This window comes from Kangiella marina, assembly GCF_039541235.1.
Lineage (GTDB): Bacteria > Pseudomonadota > Gammaproteobacteria > Enterobacterales > Kangiellaceae > Kangiella > Kangiella marina.
The window spans coordinates 1,708,373-1,724,539 of the sequence record NZ_BAABFV010000001.1; the positions used below are offsets into that span (position 1 = coordinate 1,708,373).

17 protein-coding genes are annotated in these 16,167 nt (G+C 46.4%); 5 read left to right on the forward strand and 12 right to left on the reverse strand.

Translation table 11 applies throughout. The features are described from left to right. Window positions 1-4: 4 nt before the first annotated feature. The 8 genes from panB to ABD943_RS07805 form a co-directional block, all read right to left on the reverse strand. Complete coding sequence (panB, locus tag ABD943_RS07770) at window positions 5-799, reverse strand: 3-methyl-2-oxobutanoate hydroxymethyltransferase (RefSeq protein ID WP_345292616.1); 795 nt, start codon at window positions 797-799, stop codon at window positions 5-7. A 24-nt stretch (window positions 800-823) separates the two neighbouring features. Next, window positions 824-1,474 carry a deoxynucleoside kinase gene (locus tag ABD943_RS07775; protein ID WP_345292617.1) on the reverse strand — a complete coding sequence of 217 codons (651 nt, stop codon included), beginning with the start codon at window positions 1,472-1,474 and terminating at the stop codon, window positions 824-826. A 16-nt stretch (window positions 1,475-1,490) separates the two neighbouring features. Further along, complete coding sequence (gene folK / locus ABD943_RS07780) at window positions 1,491-1,988, reverse strand: 2-amino-4-hydroxy-6-hydroxymethyldihydropteridine diphosphokinase (RefSeq protein WP_345292618.1); 498 nt, start codon at window positions 1,986-1,988, stop codon at window positions 1,491-1,493. An 8-nt stretch (window positions 1,989-1,996) separates the two neighbouring features. Further along, window positions 1,997-3,262 (reverse strand): polynucleotide adenylyltransferase PcnB, encoded by a 1,266-nt coding sequence (gene pcnB, locus ABD943_RS07785; protein ID WP_345292619.1) that lies wholly within the window; start codon window positions 3,260-3,262, stop codon window positions 1,997-1,999. Between the two features lie 121 nt (window positions 3,263-3,383). After that, on the reverse strand, window positions 3,384-4,349 hold the full coding sequence (gene gluQRS, locus ABD943_RS07790) for a tRNA glutamyl-Q(34) synthetase GluQRS (RefSeq protein ID WP_345292620.1): 966 nt from the start codon (window positions 4,347-4,349) through the stop codon (window positions 3,384-3,386). Next, complete coding sequence (gene dksA / locus ABD943_RS07795; protein ID WP_345292621.1) at window positions 4,349-4,795, reverse strand: RNA polymerase-binding protein DksA; 447 nt, start codon at window positions 4,793-4,795, stop codon at window positions 4,349-4,351. Before dksA ends, gluQRS begins: the two co-directional genes overlap by 1 nt. 186 nt (window positions 4,796-4,981) lie before the next feature. Next, window positions 4,982-5,722, reverse strand: a complete 741-nt coding sequence (sfsA, locus tag ABD943_RS07800) for a DNA/RNA nuclease SfsA (protein WP_345292622.1) — start codon at window positions 5,720-5,722, stop codon at window positions 4,982-4,984. A gap of 16 nt (window positions 5,723-5,738) precedes the next feature. After that, on the reverse strand, window positions 5,739-6,068 hold the full coding sequence (locus tag ABD943_RS07805; protein WP_345292623.1) for a Rieske (2Fe-2S) protein: 330 nt from the start codon (window positions 6,066-6,068) through the stop codon (window positions 5,739-5,741). A gap of 141 nt (window positions 6,069-6,209) precedes the next feature. Between ABD943_RS07805 and ABD943_RS07810 the strand changes: the two genes are divergently transcribed. The 3 genes from ABD943_RS07810 (at window position 6,210) to pepB (ending at window position 9,020) form a co-directional block, all read left to right on the forward strand. Beyond that, window positions 6,210-7,028 carry an alpha/beta hydrolase gene (locus tag ABD943_RS07810; RefSeq protein ID WP_345292624.1) on the forward strand — a complete coding sequence of 273 codons (819 nt, stop codon included), beginning with the start codon at window positions 6,210-6,212 and terminating at the stop codon, window positions 7,026-7,028. 86 nt (window positions 7,029-7,114) lie between these two features. Next, window positions 7,115-7,696, forward strand: a complete 582-nt coding sequence (ribA, locus tag ABD943_RS07815; protein ID WP_345292698.1) for a GTP cyclohydrolase II — start codon at window positions 7,115-7,117, stop codon at window positions 7,694-7,696. Window positions 7,697-7,748: 52 nt separating this feature from the next. Beyond that, on the forward strand, window positions 7,749-9,020 hold the full coding sequence (gene pepB, locus ABD943_RS07820; protein WP_345292625.1) for an aminopeptidase PepB: 1,272 nt from the start codon (window positions 7,749-7,751) through the stop codon (window positions 9,018-9,020). Between the two features lie 59 nt (window positions 9,021-9,079). Here pepB and thpR read toward each other — a convergent pair whose 3' ends face one another. Next, window positions 9,080-9,667, reverse strand: a complete 588-nt coding sequence (gene thpR / locus ABD943_RS07825; protein ID WP_345292626.1) for an RNA 2',3'-cyclic phosphodiesterase — start codon at window positions 9,665-9,667, stop codon at window positions 9,080-9,082. Window positions 9,668-9,726: 59 nt separating this feature from the next. On the opposite strand from thpR, the gene mrcB reads away from it, so the two are divergent. Together mrcB and ABD943_RS07835 are read left to right on the forward strand one after the other, a co-directional pair. Then, on the forward strand, window positions 9,727-12,060 hold the full coding sequence (gene mrcB, locus ABD943_RS07830) for a penicillin-binding protein 1B (RefSeq protein ID WP_345292627.1): 2,334 nt from the start codon (window positions 9,727-9,729) through the stop codon (window positions 12,058-12,060). Then, entirely contained in the window at window positions 12,050-12,478 is a 429-nt protein-coding gene (locus ABD943_RS07835; RefSeq protein WP_345292628.1) for an HIT domain-containing protein, read from the forward strand. The genes mrcB and ABD943_RS07835 overlap by 11 nt, the downstream gene beginning before the upstream one ends. Here ABD943_RS07835 and ABD943_RS07840 read toward each other — a convergent pair. From ABD943_RS07840 to kynU, 3 genes are read right to left on the reverse strand one after another with little or no spacing between them, the layout of a single operon-like run. Next, window positions 12,472-13,518 carry a M28 family peptidase gene (locus ABD943_RS07840; RefSeq protein ID WP_345292629.1) on the reverse strand — a complete coding sequence of 349 codons (1,047 nt, stop codon included), beginning with the start codon at window positions 13,516-13,518 and terminating at the stop codon, window positions 12,472-12,474. The genes ABD943_RS07835 and ABD943_RS07840 overlap by 7 nt on opposite strands. Further along, the gene (locus tag ABD943_RS07845; RefSeq protein WP_345292630.1) at window positions 13,515-14,879 is read right to left on the reverse strand and encodes an FAD-dependent oxidoreductase; all 1,365 of its coding nucleotides are present in this window, start codon (window positions 14,877-14,879) and stop codon (window positions 13,515-13,517) included. Before ABD943_RS07845 ends, ABD943_RS07840 begins: the two co-directional genes overlap by 4 nt. Beyond that, window positions 14,876-16,165 (reverse strand): kynureninase, encoded by a 1,290-nt coding sequence (kynU, locus tag ABD943_RS07850; protein WP_345292631.1) that lies wholly within the window; start codon window positions 16,163-16,165, stop codon window positions 14,876-14,878. The genes ABD943_RS07845 and kynU overlap by 4 nt, the downstream gene beginning before the upstream one ends. Window positions 16,166-16,167 lie beyond the last annotated feature (2 nt).

Sequence of the window (16,167 nt, forward strand, 5' to 3'; positions counted from 1 at the left end):
TCACTTAATCAAAAGAGTGCTCTGCGGCTGGGAATGTTTTCGACTTAACGTCATCATGGTACAGCTGGATCGCTGCTTTGATGTCACCCTTAGCATCAGCCATAAAATTGCGCACAAATTTGGCTTGAAACGGTGAAATCCCCAACATGTCGTGCAGAACCAAGACTTGGCCATCAACATCAACGCCTGCGCCGATACCCATCACTGGAATAGACAGCGCTTCAGTAATCTGTTTGGCCAAATCGCTCGGGACACATTCCAGCACCAGCATTCGAGCCCCTGCGGCTTCAAGACTTTTGGCGTCATCGAGCATGGCTTGTGCAGTCGCGTCATCACGGCCTTGTACCTTAAAGCCGCCTAGCGCATCGACCGATTGTGGCGTTAGCCCTAAGTGAGTACAGACTGGAATACCTCGCTCAGTCAGGCCGCGAATCGTATCCAGTAACCAAGCACCGCCTTCGAGTTTGACCATCTGCGCGCCAGCTTGCATGATGCGGCGAGCCGTGTCGTAGGCTTCCTCTGGTGTGCTATAAGTCATGTAAGGCATGTCACCAATGATCAGGCAGTTCTTATTGCCGCGTGATACGCATTCGATATGGTATTCCATTTGCTCCAGCGTCACTGGGACGGTGGTTTGCTGACCTTGAATGACATTGCCGAGTGAATCGCCAACCAAAATGGTATCAATACCAACCTCCGACATAACGCTGGCAAAAGTCGCGTCGTAAGCCGTTAAGCAGGTGAATTTTTCGCCGGCGGCTTTGAGCTTTTCAATGTGACTAATACTCGTGAATTTCATCAGAATTCTCTGTTATTTCTTCAATTAAACTGCTGGATGAGGGTTAAAATAATTTCGCCCAGAGTCTGTCGTGTGGATCTGCTCCAACAGCATTTCAAAATCTTTTTCGTTTTCCACTAAATCAATGCCTGAAGCATTCACGATCAGCAGTGGTGATTCGTGATAATAGTAGAAAAAATCCGTATACGCATCGCAAATGGTTTGCAGATACTCTTGGCTTATCGGTGCTTCTTCTCGACGCCCACGCTTTTTGATGCGATCTGAAAGTACTGATACTGGAGCTTGTAAGTAAATGACCAGATCCGGTTTCGGCGCATCAATCGTGAGATTGTCGTAGACCTGCTCATACAAGCGGAGTTCTTCTTCATCCAGTGTCGAGCGAGCAAATAAACGGTCTTTATCCATCAAATAGTCTGCCACACGAAGCGGTGTGAACATATCCGACTGGCGCACTTCTTGCAGTTGGCGTGCGCGCTGAAATAAAAAGTACAGCTGAGTCGGTAGCGCTCCCGCTTTGGGATCTTGATAAAAACGCTCTAAAAAGGGATTTTCTTCAGCTTCTTCAAGAATGAGTTCACTGCCAAGCACTTCGGATAACTTACGAGCTAGAGTGGTTTTTCCAACCCCGATAGGCCCTTCAACCGCAATAAAGTTATGTGGAATCTTGATGTTCATACTGACTCAGGGTCTCCTAGTCTTTTATCGTTATCTTTTCTAACTGGTAATGCTCACACTGCTGCAGTGCTTTGTCGATGTGTTCGCCATCGGGAAAGGTCAGCTCAGGGCTGATTTCAGCCAATGGCAGCAACACAAAGTCGCGTTGTTTGGCGCCATAGTGTGGCAGAGTTAATCGCTCTGTCTGCATGATTGTATGATCGTAGAGCACAATATCCAAATCAATTGTGCGCGCCCCCCAGTGTTCATGTCGAACTCGACCTTGTTGTTTTTCAATAGCTTGTAGCCTATCCAGAAGCTCAAGAGGCTCAAGATGGGTATGTACTTTGCAGACCGCGTTAACGAAGGATGGTTGATCTTGTGGCCCCATAGGAGCGCTTTGGTAAAAGCTGGAATAGGCCAGAAGGTAGCTCAGAGGGAGTTGATCAATCGCTAACAAGGCCGCTTTAATTTGTTCAAGCGGTTGATGTAAATTACTGCCCAGAGCGATATAGCTAACGACTGGCTGCTGCATTTTAAATCCTAGTTATTACCTTTAGGCTTGCGTCGACGCTTCGATTTACGGCGTTTATTTTTGGGTAACATGGCACGCTGAGTGTCTTTATCGGCGTCTTGGAATTCGGTCCACCAGTCCGCCACTTCTCGCAGCGATGGGTCGGATTCAGCGCGGAGTAACAAGAAGTCATAGCCCGCACGAAAACGTGGATGGTTTAATACTGACCATACTTTTTTACCATGGCGCTGAGGAAGGCGAGCTTGAAGTGCCCATATATCCCGAATCACTAAACTGTAGCGTTTTGGAATGGAGATATGCTGACTTTGTTCACCCAACATATGCCCCATGCTTTTAAAGAAGGCATCGTTAAAATTCATGCCTTTCGTTTCGAGTTGGTGAGCGCGCTCTAGCAGAGGCTGCCATAAAAATACAGCGATCAAAAATGCAGGGTTTACTGTGTTGTCACTGGCGATGCGTTTGTCGGTGTTCTCCAGTGCGGCGTGAATAAAGACATCAAAATCTTGATGCTCTGCCAATAAAGTATCGGTCGCCGGAAAGAGTTTTTGCAGTAAGTCGTGTGCTTGTAACGCCTTAAAGGTGGCTTCACCCTTCCCAGAAAGAAACATTTTCCGGTATTCTTCAAATAAACGAGCCGCTGGGACCTGCTCTAATAATGGTGCTAATTCTGAAATTGGAGCCAAACTTTTGGGCTCAATCGTTAAGTCTAACTTAACTGCTAATCGTACGGCTCGAAGCATGCGAACCGGGTCTTCACGATAACGTGTTTCAGGATCGCCGATCATGCGCAGTTGACGCTTTCGTAAATCGGTCAGTCCATTGCAATAATCGTGAACACTAAAGTCTTTGACGCTGTAATACAGTGCGTTAACCGTGAAATCCCGGCGCTCAGCGTCTTCTTCGATGGTGCCATAAACGTTATCACGCAGAATCATGCCATCTTTGGCTTGCTGAATATTGCTGTCACAGTGCGCGCGAAAGGTGGCTACTTCGATAATGTCGCGGCCAAACATGATATGAACCAACTTAAAGCGACGGCCAATGATGCGGCTGTTGCGGAACAAGCTGCGAATTTGTTCGGGGGTGGCGTTGGTGGTGATATCAAAGTCTTTGGGCTGTAATCCCAATAAGATGTCACGAACTCCACCGCCGACTAAATAAGCGTCATAGCCTGCTTTATTTAAGCGATAGAGTACTTTCAGCGCGTTGTCACTGATGTTTTTACGTGAAACGGTATGTTGGTCACGAGGAATGATGTGGCTTGGTTGAGTCATGTTAGTGCTTGAGTTGCTTTGTTGCTTGTTGTTGGCACCAGAGAACCACCGTTTTAATGTTGAGATCAATGCGCTTCATTAGTTATGGGTTACTTTCAATGCTGCAATAATAGCATAGACCCTAATCAAAATAAGGTATTTGTTGTTGGCGCGGGATGCTTTCTAGTGAAAAGTGCTCAATCGCCCAGTCGATAATAATTTCCGGAGGTTCTTGTCGAAGTGAGACCGGCGGCTTTTGTCCCAAAAATGCAATGGCTTGGTGCAGCTGATGACTGGCGCGAGAGGCTTCAATAGGCTCCGCATGGTTTTGTTTTGACAGCTTGTTACCGTCTTCATTAATGGCGAGTGGCAGGTGATACCAAAGCGGTGCGGGCTTATCTAATACCTCATACAGGCGTAACTGACGTGGCGTTGAGTCGAGTAAATCAATGCCGCGAACGACATGATCAATACCTGAATCGATATCATCGACCACCACTGCAAGCTGATACGCAATCAGGCCATCTTTGCGTTTAACCGTGAAGTCTTCATGATACAGACTGTTGTCGAATTGGCAGTGACCTTGGATCTGATCAAAAAAATCATACTCTCGCTGTCCATGACGTAACTTCCAAGCTACCTCACCGTCAAAGCTCAACCGTTTGTCCTGGCAAATATTCGGATAACGACCATCGTCGCTTAATTGGTTGACTTTTTTACGAGTGCAGTCGCAGGCATACAATAAGTCAGCCTGCTTCAACTCTTCTAAAATGTCGTTGAAACGAGGGATATTATCGCTTTGATAAATGATGGGGCCGTCCCAGTGCAGACCAAAAGATTCAAGTTGTCGCAGAATGGTATCGGCGGCACCTTCAATTTCACGAGGAGGGTCAATGTCTTCAATCCGTACTTGCCACTCGGCACCATAATGTCTGGCGACTAAGTAACTGCCCACCGCAGCAACTAATGAGCCGAAGTGTAAAGGGCCAGAAGGTGAGGGCGCGAAACGGCCTCGTAGCGATGGCTTAGTAGCGGTTGCAGAAGATAGACCGAACTCACTGTTATCATGAGTTCGGGAATTCTTTGAATCTTTCGGTGTTGCAGGCATTAACTGCCGTATTGACGCTCTTTAATTTCGTCGAGAGTTTTGCAGTCAATACAAAGCTCAGCCGTTGGGCGAGCCTCTAAACGACGAATACCAATTTCGATACCGCATGACTCGCAGTAACCGTATTCATCATCATCAATTTTACCGATAGACTGAATAATTTTCTTTAGAAGCTTACGCTCACGGTCGCGAGTACGAAGCTCTAGTGAAAACTCTTCTTCTTGGGATGCGCGATCAACAGGATCAGGGAAGTTTGCCGCTTCGTCTTGCATGTGATGCACAGTGCGATCAACTTCTTCCATCAACTGACGCTTCCATTCATTTAGGATATGACGGAAATGCTCATACTGAGCATCGTTCATGTATTCTTCGCCTTTCTTCTCGTTGTAAGGCTTAATTCCTAATTTTTCTAAGGTTGTGTTTGTAGCTGTTTTTTTACGTGGCATCTAATTCAATGCTCCATTTACTTTATGGTAACTTCCGACTCAAGGTCAGCCCACTTTTCATTTGTGCATTGACAAACTTTTAAAAAAGTGAAAGAGGGATATTAGCCCTCAAAGTACCAATTGAAAAGCCAAATTTGCCAAAATTGGGCAAATTTTTCACAGTTTTCAGCTAACCAGTTGATATTGCTATAAAATTACTGGTAAGGCCTGTCGCAGTTTAATCTCTGCGGCACTGATATGGGTATTGTATGCATAAATTTCAACCCCTTTTTGAGCCGCAGCGCTCAATAATTCAGCATATTTTGGGTCGATATGGGCGGCGGGGCTCACGGTTTGGATACCGGTGTGTTGAACGAGGAACAACAAAACGGCGCGATGGCCTTGTTCAACCATGGTGACGAGTTCGCGAATATGCTTTTGACCGCGAGTACTGACTGCGTCTGGGAAGAAGCCGGAGCCTGGCTTAAACGCCTCGCCAGACTTTTCATTAACCCCTGACTCAAGCAACGTTACGGTCTTAATTTCAACATAACAGTGAGGTTTATTCGGATCGGTTAACAGCAAATCAATGCGACTATTCTCTTCACCGTACTTCACTTCTTGTTGCAGTGAGTCATAGTCCTGGAGTTCTTCTAAAATACCGTTCTCGATACCTTCGCTGACCACTTGATTGGCTAAGTGGGTGTTAATACAAATCCAATCGCCTTGCAGGTTTTGGTTTAACACCCAGGTGTATAAATACTTTCTTTTGGGATTTTTTGAGTCCAGCAGCCATGCGGTATCACCTTCCTGCCAGCAGTTTTTCATCGAACCTGTGTTCGGACAATGCGCCGTAAATTCACCATGCTCATTGCTCACTACGTCCGCCAAAAAGCGTTTGTAGCGTTTGAGTAAAGTGGTTTTTATTAACGGTGGAGAGAATTTCAAATGGGAGTCTTAATGATTATTCCGCGTAAAACACTTTGCCGTTTTCAATCTCTAGCTTTACTTCGCCAAGGTGGGCTCCAGCGCAGGGGCCTGCGACGCAACGGCCGGTGTCGGGTTCGAATAGGGCACCATGCGTAAAGCACATCAAATATTGCTCGTCATCGGTCATGAACTCGTCTTCCTGCCAGTTGAGATTGGTTCCGGCGTGTGGGCAACGGTTGACGTAGCCATAAACATTCAGTCCGCGACGAACAATAATGAGGTCGCGGTCTTCGCTTGGTGAAGGGTGTGGAAATGCTTTGGCTTGACCGTCTTTGATGTCCGTGACTAAGCATAAATGTGACATTGTAAGCCCCATCAATTAAGTAGTTCTATTCAGGTTTATGGCAGACTGGATTAAAAAATATTAGCCTGCTTACTTTTACTAACTTGATGTTAGAATGTATGAATTCTAACAGTATCAATAATAGACGCAATATTAAGCTATATGCAAATCCTTATCTGGGGCCTTATTACCATCGTCGGTGCGTATGTTTTGTACGTGTTGTTTTTTTATTTGCTGCAACGACGAATGCTGTTTCCGGTCCATGAATTACCGACTCACAATGCAGAGCTCATCACCCAAGCTGGTGGCGAGATCATTCGATTGCCCTTTTCCCAAGGGGAGTTTGAACTGGCTTATCTGCCGCCTCTTAGTGAGGCTTACGGTGATAAGTCGCCAGTTATTATGTTGGCCCATGGTAATGGCAATATTATTGATGATTGGGCGCCTAGGCTTGATTTCGTCCGTCAGCAAGGCTTTAGTGTGATTCTGGCGGAGTATCCTGGCTATGGCCGTTCGGATGGTAAGCCGAGCTACCGAACGATTAAAGAGTGTATGCTTAAAGCTTATGACTGGATCGAGCAGCAGCCTCAGTTTGACCATGAGCATATTTCTTTACTGGGGCGTTCGATGGGGGGCGGTGCTGTGCTAAGTATCTTGTCACAGAAAAAACCGTACGCTGTGATTTTGATGTCGACTTACTCCAGTGTGATGGATTTAGCCAAACAGCGCTGGGTTCCTCATTTTCTGGTTAGAGACCCGTTTGATAATGTTTCAGCGTTAAAAAACTATGAAGGACGTGCTTATTTGGTGCATGGTGAGGCTGATAAAACCGTTCCTATCAATGCGTTGAGTAAATTATTAGCTGCAAAACAGGATGCCGAGCATCAAATTTATTCCACCGGTCATGCCGACACGCCTGATGACTGGGATGACTTTTGGGTCAAGGTCGCGGAGATTATTAAACCGAAAACAGCCGTCTAGCTTTTGCTTTCAGATACAGACTGTCGATTAGTTGACACATCGTGTAAAATGGACGCGTTTCCAAAATGAGTGGTAATACTGACCGAATGAACCAGCAAGATAGCCTACAGGCCAAACTCCCGACTCCTTGGGGAGATTTTGTGATCCACGCGCTCGAAACCGATGATGGCAAAGAGCATATTGCCATGACTTATGGCGAGTGGGATAAAGAGCAGGCCGTATTGGCGAGAATTCACTCTGAGTGCTTAACCGGTGACGCGCTGTTTAGCTTGCGTTGTGATTGCGGTTTTCAGTTAAGAGCTGCATTAGAAAAAATCACCGAAGAGGGTGCTGGAGTACTCTTGTATTTGCGACAAGAGGGACGCGGTATTGGCTTAACCAATAAAATCCGTGCTTATTCGCTACAAGATCAGGGGATGGACACGGTTCAAGCCAATGAACATTTGGGCTTTGGCGCCGACGAGCGTGACTTTAAAGTAGCCTCGGATGCCTTGGATATTTTAGGGGTATCAAAAATTCGTTTGATGACCAATAACCCGCGAAAGGTCAGTTCCATGAAGGGTGCAGGTATTGATGTGGTTGAGCGTGTGCCCTTGAAATTTGGGCAAAACCCCCACAATGCTATGTATCTATCAACCAAACAATCAAAGCTCGGGCATTTGTTTTAGACGCGTGTCTTAGAAACAGGTTCGCCCGGCCAAATACCGTATAAGGAATTGTATGACTTTAAAGATATTTCTTTCCAGCAGTAGTGCGCCTGAGCAATGGGGCGAAAGTGCTTTATTGAGCTTTAAAGACGATAGCGTCACGATTCACGCCGACGATCCAGAAATAATCCAAGTCGCAGCCCGACGTTTATTAACTCAGGGGCTATCATTTTTTGCTTTAGAAGGTGAATGGGCACTGGAACAACAGTGGGCATTTTTCCAAGGGGCTTACGAGCCGAAAGTGGATGTGCAAATTGACTTTGCTGATTTGAGTGAAGCTGATTCGCAAGAATTGGATGCTCGAATTCAAGTCAGCCGCTGGATGCGCTCGATGGTTAACGAAACGCCAGAAGTGTTGGCCCCAGAAGTGTTGGCGCAAGAAGCGGCACAGTTTATCCAAGGCCTAGCGCCGGATCATGTGAGTTACGATATTATCGCGGGTGAAGATCTTGAGAAACAAGGTCATATTGGTACGTGGGAAGTTGGCCGAGGTTCAACGCGTCCACCAGCGCTATTGAAGCTGAAGTTTGATCCGAAGGGCGACAATGCGGCACCGGTTGCGGCGCTTGTGGGTAAAGGGATTACCTTTGATAGTGGTGGTTACAGCATTAAGGCGAGTGCTGGTATGTTGCACATGAAAGCGGATATGGGCGGTGCGGCTACGGTAACCGGTGGTTTAGCGTTAGCCATTTTGCGTGGTTTGGATAAACCGGTGAACCTGTATTTGTGTTGTGCCGAAAACCTTATTAGCGGTCATGCCTACAAGCTGGGCGATATTCTGACTTACCCGAATGGCGTCACGGTGGAAATTCAAAATACTGACGCTGAAGGCCGTGTGGTCATGGCGGATGGTTTATTGCTTGCCGGTCAGTCTGGCGCGAAAACCATTATTGACGCAGCGACTTTGACAGGCGCGGCTGTGACGGCGGTTGGTGGTGATTACAATGCGGTTTTTGCCTTGGATAATGACGCCAGCGAAGAGTTTTTAGCCATTTCAAAAGAAGAACATGAGCGTCATTGGCCATTGCCGCTAGAAGCGTTCCACGCACACCGCTGTCCATCGCATTTTGCCGACACTGCGAATAGCCGTGCGGTAAAAGGTGGCGGCCCTGGTGGTGCCAGCAACGCTGCTGGGTTCTTATCGCGCTTTGTGCCAAATAACGGTCAAGGCTGGGTTCATGTGGATCTGGCTGCGGCTTACAACGATAGTCCAACACCAAAATGGTCTGCGGGCGGTACTGGTCTAGGCTTTAGAAGTATTGCTGCTAAGTTGTTGAAAAGCTGAAGTTTCACTCTGCCATTCTGCGGTTAAGCCGCAGAATGGCAAGTATTCTTGCGGCGCAATCAGTCTTTAATCCCAAAAAACTGTTCCTTGATGCTGGGCTGATACACCGGCCATTCTTCTATCACTTCGTAATAAACGCCTTTCTCATTTTGCACCGACTCTATCAAGCAAAAGCGTTCGACTTGAAACTCCAAGCTCAGTAGCTGCTGTATATCGCCTACTGGCTGGCACTCTCGAAACAGAGTGATGTGGGGGCGAAAGCCATGTTTATCCTTGGGAAAGCGAAATCCCCCGCTCGCTAAAGCGCGACTGATGTGGGACTTTAGGTTTTTGAGTTGTGCCTTGCCCTGATTGATTTCAACACAACCTATTTCAGTATTGGGGTAGTAGGCATAGTGGTTAGCGCTTATTTCAAACGGCTTGATGCTCGGCACATCAATGGATTCGGCGATATCATGGAGCTGTTGGCGGTCAACGGCACCTAAAAATTGCAGGGTCAGGTGGAAATTATGAGGGCTGACGGCTCGACCAGTAAATACGGGGTTGCCATGCTGCAACAGTTCCAGCTGGTTTTTTGTGGCCTGATCCAGCTCAACGGCAAAAAACAGTCTTGCCTTATTTTTAACAGAATTTGCTATAGATGGCATATAATCTTTGACGATTTATTTGTTAAGATGATGTTAATAACATTAACTGTAATCATAGTATGTCAAAAAAGCCTAAAAAGAAAACCAGCAAAACTGCTAGTCAGAAAACAAGCAAAAAAAATAGCACTAAACAATCATTCTGGAAGCGGTGGCGTTCGGTATTTTGGAAGCTGGCGCTGGTCTTTGTTGTGCTGTTCGCGGGTTTTACCCTTTACCTTGACTCTTTGATCCAAAGCAAGTTCAAGGAGAATCGTTGGCAGCTTCCAGCTAGAGTGTATGCCCAGTCATTGGAGTTGGCTAATGGTAAACCGATGACGGCGACCCGTTTAAGACAAGAGCTTGAGCTGCTGGGCTATCGTAAAGTGGTTAAAGCCACTCGCCAAGGTGATTATGAAAATTATAAAGGCTCCTTCTTTATCCACATCCGTGAGTTTCAGTTTTGGGATGGTGAGCAAGAATCCTTGCCAGTGTCTTTCAATATTCAGTCCGGGCGAATTGCTGAGTTAAAAAATCGAGATAGCGGTGAAACGTTACAGATGGCTCGACTCGATCCTTTATTAATTGGGCAGTTCCATCCTAATCGATTAGAAGACCGTATTTTAGTGCACTTGGATGATGTTCCTGAGCACTTTAAACAAGCGCTGTTAACTGTCGAAGACCGTGACTTTTATGAGCATAGTGGCGTCTCACCAAAAGCTATCATGCGCGCGCTGTGGCATAACATCACGAGCGATAGGCGCTCGCAGGGTGGCAGTACTATCACGCAGCAGTTGGTGAAAAATTATTTTCTAACTAACGACAGAACGCTATGGCGAAAATTTAAAGAAGCCATCATGTCGGTCATTCTTGAAATTCGGTATGAAAAAGATGACATTCTTCAAGCGTATTATAATGAGGTCTACTTTGGTCAGGATGGTGGGCGTGCGATCCATGGCGTCGGTTTGGCGAGCCAGTATTTCTTTGACAAGAGAGTGAGGGATTTAACGCCAGCGCAATCCGCTTTGTTGGTGGGCATGTTAAAAAGTCCTAGTGGTTATAATCCGCGCCGCAAGAAAGAAGCGGCTTTGAAGCGACGTAACCAAGTGTTGAAGCTGATGCATGATCAGAAATTCTTAACCAAACAAGAGTATGAGCAGCAGCGTGAAACCACTTTATCGGTAGTGAATAAGCCAGAACTCAAACTCTCAAGAGTTCCAGCTTTTATGGATCTGGTACGTCGCCGTTTACAAGATTCTTACTCTGAAGAAGAGTTAAAGTCGGAAGGCCTGCAAATCTTTACCACGCTCGATCCAGTGATGCAGCGTTACACTGAGGAAAAGGTCGCATCGACATTAACGCGTATCGAAAAGTCGAAAGGCATTGAAGATGACTCGTTACAAACAGCGGTGATTATTACATCGAGTCAAACCGGAAACATTCTAGCGCTTGTGGGTGATCGCTATTCTGATAAAGCTGGCTTTAACCGCGCGATTGATGCCAAGCGTCAAATCGGCTCGGTGATCAAGCCTTATGTTGTGCTCGCTGCCTTAGAGAAAAGTAAACAGTATGACTTAGCCACCATTATTAGTGATGAGCCATTATCATTAAAGCAGCGTGACGGCACCTTGTGGGAGCCGCGTAATTATGATCGCGAGTACCATGGGCAAGTGCCCTTGTTTGTCGCTTTGATGGAGTCTTACAATATTGCTATGGCACGTCTTGGGCAGCAAGTGGGTATTGATACAGTGGCTGACTTTATTGAACAGGCAGGCGTTGAAGGTGAGGTCCGAGCGCTCGATGCTTTGCCGTTGGGAGTCCTTGAGTTAACGCCGATTGAGTTAGCCGGACTTTACCAGTCCTTGGCCAGCGGTGGGTTAAAAATCAAGCCTGCTGCGATTACCGCAGTAACGGATAATCAGGGCGAGTTGCTGGAACGATATCCGATTGATTCAGTACGAATTGCCTCAGAACTGAATACTTATCTGGTGAAAGCGGGCATGCAATTGGTGGTGGAAAAAGGGACGGCACGTTACTTGCATAATCAAAACCCATTCACACGATTTGCGGGCAAGACCGGTACTACCAATGATTTGAAAGACTCGTGGTTCGCGGGGTTTTCTGGAGAGCACTTGGCTGTCGTATGGGTCGGGCGTGATGATAGTCAGGAAGCGAACATTACAGGCTCATCAGCGGCGCTTCCAGTCTTTACGGACATCTTTAATGGTATTCCTACAGAAACTTTACAGTTAGGTTATGAGGAAGACATTGAATGGAAGTTAATCGATCAAGACAGTGGATTGTTGTCGAACGATTACTGTGAAGAGTCGATAGAAATTCCCTTTATTCGTGGCACAGCTCCGACCGAGGAAGCTCCGTGTCAGCCAGAAGAAGAGGAGTCATTCTTTGGACTTTAAGCTACACCCAGTCTTGGAAAAAGACTGCGTACCCTTGGGGCAGTTCGAACTGTGCTTAGTGCTGCTGATGAACGATGAGCATTATCCCTGGTTGATTTTAGTGCCGCGGGTTAATGCGATTCGTGAGGCATTTGAATTATCCCAAGAGCAGCAAGTGCTACTGATGAGTGAGTCGAATTTCGTATCGAAAATGATGAGCGAAGCATTTCAAGCCGACAAAATGAATCAGGCAGCGTTAGGAAACATGGTGCCACAACTGCATATTCATCATATTGCTCGATATGAAAAGGATGCGGCTTGGCCTGCACCGGTGTGGGGAAAAGTTCCAGCCAAAGCGTATTCAGAAAAGTCTTTAGAGGTGATGGTTACTAAGCTTAATAATGCACTCAGTAACCATCCGAGTTATCGAGCTTACTGAGGGCGGGTAAATTCAAACTGAGAGTTGTCCAACCACTCGATGCTCGTGTCGCTAGACATGCCCTGAAACGCTTTGCCTAACGCTTCTGCTAGCGATACTAGGTTTGGGATATTGATGATCGAGGCATCATCATGAGGTTGATGATAATGGCCTTGTCCGCGCCACACAGAAATGGCGTGCATCGGAATGCCTGTGACCTTAGCCTTTTCTTTGTTTTGAAAAACATTTCTGAGCGTATCGTCATCAGCATCAAGCAGGGCAAATGGCGCATTGTCCGAGCGGAAAAATAACCCCATCTTTGGATCCAGAACCGGATCGAGTGCCCAGCCTTGTTTCTCGAGTTCGGCTTTCAGTAATGGGTAAAGCGTGGAGTATTTGTCACCGGTCATCCAAGCGCTGTTTAACTTGTCTTCTAGCGGAACACCAACTAGTTCAAACATAAACCCACTTTCTATTTTATTCAGCGGGATCCATGGGTTCTGAGCAAAGTATTTTGAACCCTGCAAGCCCATTTCCTCGGCATCCCAAGCTGCGATGATAAGGTTAAACGGCAGCTGCTCATACTGAGCTAAAGTTTTCGCGAAGATCATTGACGCTACAACACCACTCGCATCATCGTCTGCGCCGTTAAATATTTGATCGCCTTCGAGTTTGGTATTCACACCCACATGATCATAATGTGCGCCAACAATAAAGTAACGATCTGACTCGCAGGAGCACGGAAGGTAGCCGATAACATTGGCCGCCTGTAAAGGCTCACCTTGACGGCTGTGGGCAGTAAACTTCTGAAGGTAGGAGTCTTGCCCTGGAACTGTTTGCAACCCGATATCTTTAAAGCGTTGAATTATCCATTGCTGGACTTGTAAGTTATCGGAGCTGCCAGTCTTACGACCTTGTCGTTCATCGGCGGCGAGATAATTCATCCACGCATCAGCCAGTTCTACATTGTCGCTAACGTCGGATTCTGAACTTCCTGCTAAGGCAGTATTTGTCGCAAGGAGCAAAGTGAATGATGCGATGAAGGTATGTAAGGTTTTCAATGTAAAAACTCCTTAGAGATGGGCTCCAAGCGTTGCTCAACTAAGTGTGCTGCTTGTTGCCAATTAATGTCATCAATGCTGTCTTTATCGAGCGCTAACTGGCTCAAAATGTCCGCCTGTACTTTGCCTCGGCGATAAGCTTCGGCATAAGGAATATGATGGAACATGACCATTGAGTAGCGAGGAATAAACTGAGTTGGGAATTGCTGCTCGAGTTTGAATGCGATCGATTTTTTGAGTTGAAACTGCGGGTCTCTTACTGAGTCGCGCATTTCAATATAATTCTCAAGCGCCATGTCGGCAATCGCATCGGCGTTATCACGACGCACCGAAGTAAATTCAGCAATCACTTTTGTCCAATTATCGGCATGCTTATTAAGCAAACGGTACAATTCTGAGCAGTCTTCAAAGCCACAGTTCATACCTTGCCCATGAAATGGAACAATGGCATGTGAAGCATCGCCAAACAGCAAAATCTCGCCGTGCGACCAGTTTTGTGCACGAACCGTTCCTAAAATTCCTGTGGGGTTGGTAAAGTAGTGATCGGCTAAGTCAGGGATTAACTCAAGCACATCACTGAACTTGTCTTTAAAAAACTGTTCAACTTGGTTTTTAGTTTTAAATTCTTCAAAGCTAACCGGCCCCTTGTTCGGCATAAACAACGTGACGGTAAATGAACCATCGAGGTTGGGCAGGGCGATGAGCATATAGCCGCCTCGTGGCCAAATATGCAAGGCTTCTTTCTCAATTTGGAACGGTTGGATGTCGCCAGCAGGAATGGTCAATTCTTTATACGAGTGTTCTAATAGGTCGGAACTAAACCCTTCCATCCCGAGGCTTTCAAGCGTTCGTCGGGTTTTAGAACCCGCACCGTCAGTGCCTAATAAGATGGAATAATCCTTGGTTGTGACTTCATCGGTTTGTTCGTTTTTAAAATCGACAGACTTTTTGTCGGGGTCAATATTAACTAGCTTGGTTTCAAAGTGGAAAGTGACGTTGTTAGTCGCTTCGGCTTCGTCGCGAAGTAAACTGACCAAACCTGCACGAGAAACGGAGTAGATGACTTCTTCCGGCTTTTGGCCATAAGGCTGTAGCGTTAACTTTCCTTCGACATCATGCAGCATGCGTCCTTTCATTGGAATTAAAAGCTTCTCAACCTTGTCCATAACGCCAACTTGCTGCAAGGCGCGAATGCCGCGATTGGCTAACGCTAAATTGATTGAGCGGCCCGCTGGAATGGTCGATTTGCGGATATCAGGAAGCTTATCGTAAACATCGACTTTATAGCCGCGCTGCCCCAGATAAATGCTCATTAAAGAACCGACAAGGCCAGCGCCGATCATCGTAATGTGTTGACTCATGAGGCTGCTCCTGCAATAGCTTCTTTAAGAATATTAACGAAACGGTAGCAGTCGACAAAAGAGTTGTACTGAGGAACGGGAGCGACACGAATAACGTTAGGGTAACGGAAATCGCAGGTCACACCTGCGGCTTCGATGGCATCAAATATTTGTTTGCCATCGGCACCATGCAAGTTAACGGTTAAGGATAACTGAGCGCCGGAGGCTTTGCTCTCGCGAGGTGTTAGAATATTGATTTCTTCTGCCAGCTCTTGCTCTAACAGTTGGCGTAAATATCCCGTAAGGGTTAATGATTTTTGGCGAAGCTTATGTATACCACCAGCTTTTTTAACAGTGTCCAATGAGCCACGAATGGCAGCCAACGATAAAATAGGTGGGTTCGACAGTTGCCATGCTTCTGCACTTTCCATTGGAGTAAAGTGGTTTTGCATTTTAAAGCGCGAGTCTTTGTCGTGTCCCCACCAACCAGCGAATCGTGGCAAGTCTTTATTGGTGTGATGACGTTCGTGAACGAAGCATCCGGCCACCGATCCTGGTCCAGAGTTTAAGTATTTATAGGTGCACCAAGCAGCAAAATCGACGTTCCAGTCATGCAACTGCATGGTGATGTTTCCAGCAGCATGAGCTAAATCAAAACCAACGTTACAGCCTTTCGCATGACCTGCTTTAGTAATGGCTTCCATGTCCAAGACTTGTCCAGTGTAATATTGAACACCGGGTAGCATGATGAGTGCCGTGCTGTCTCCATGTTCTTCAATGGCTTCAAGAATATCTTCGTCACGTAAGGTTTCTTCGCCTTCGCGTGGTTTTAATAAAATCATGCTGTCGTCTGGATTAAAACCATGGTATTTAATCTGCGATTCGACAGCGTAATGATCCGAAGGGAAAGCATGATCTTCAATAATGATTTTGTGGCGCTCTGCCGTTGGACGATAAAAGCTGACCATCATAAAATGAAGGTTGGCAGTCAAGGTGTTCATGCTGACCACTTCCTTAACTTTGGCGCCAACCAAATCAGCAAAACCTTCGCTTAAAAACTCATGATAAGGCATCCACGGGAAGTCACCCGAAAAGTGACCCTTAACGCCAAGTTTGCGCCACTGCGATAATTCGTCATTAACATACTCAGCGGCCAATTTGGGTTGTAAGCCTAGCGAGTTACCACAAAGATAAATTTCTTCGTCGCCATTGTCTTGGCGAGGAATATGGAACTCATTACGAATGTGGTTTAATGGATCTTGTGCATCAAGTTTTTGTGCATGTTCTAATGAAAATAATGTACTCATGT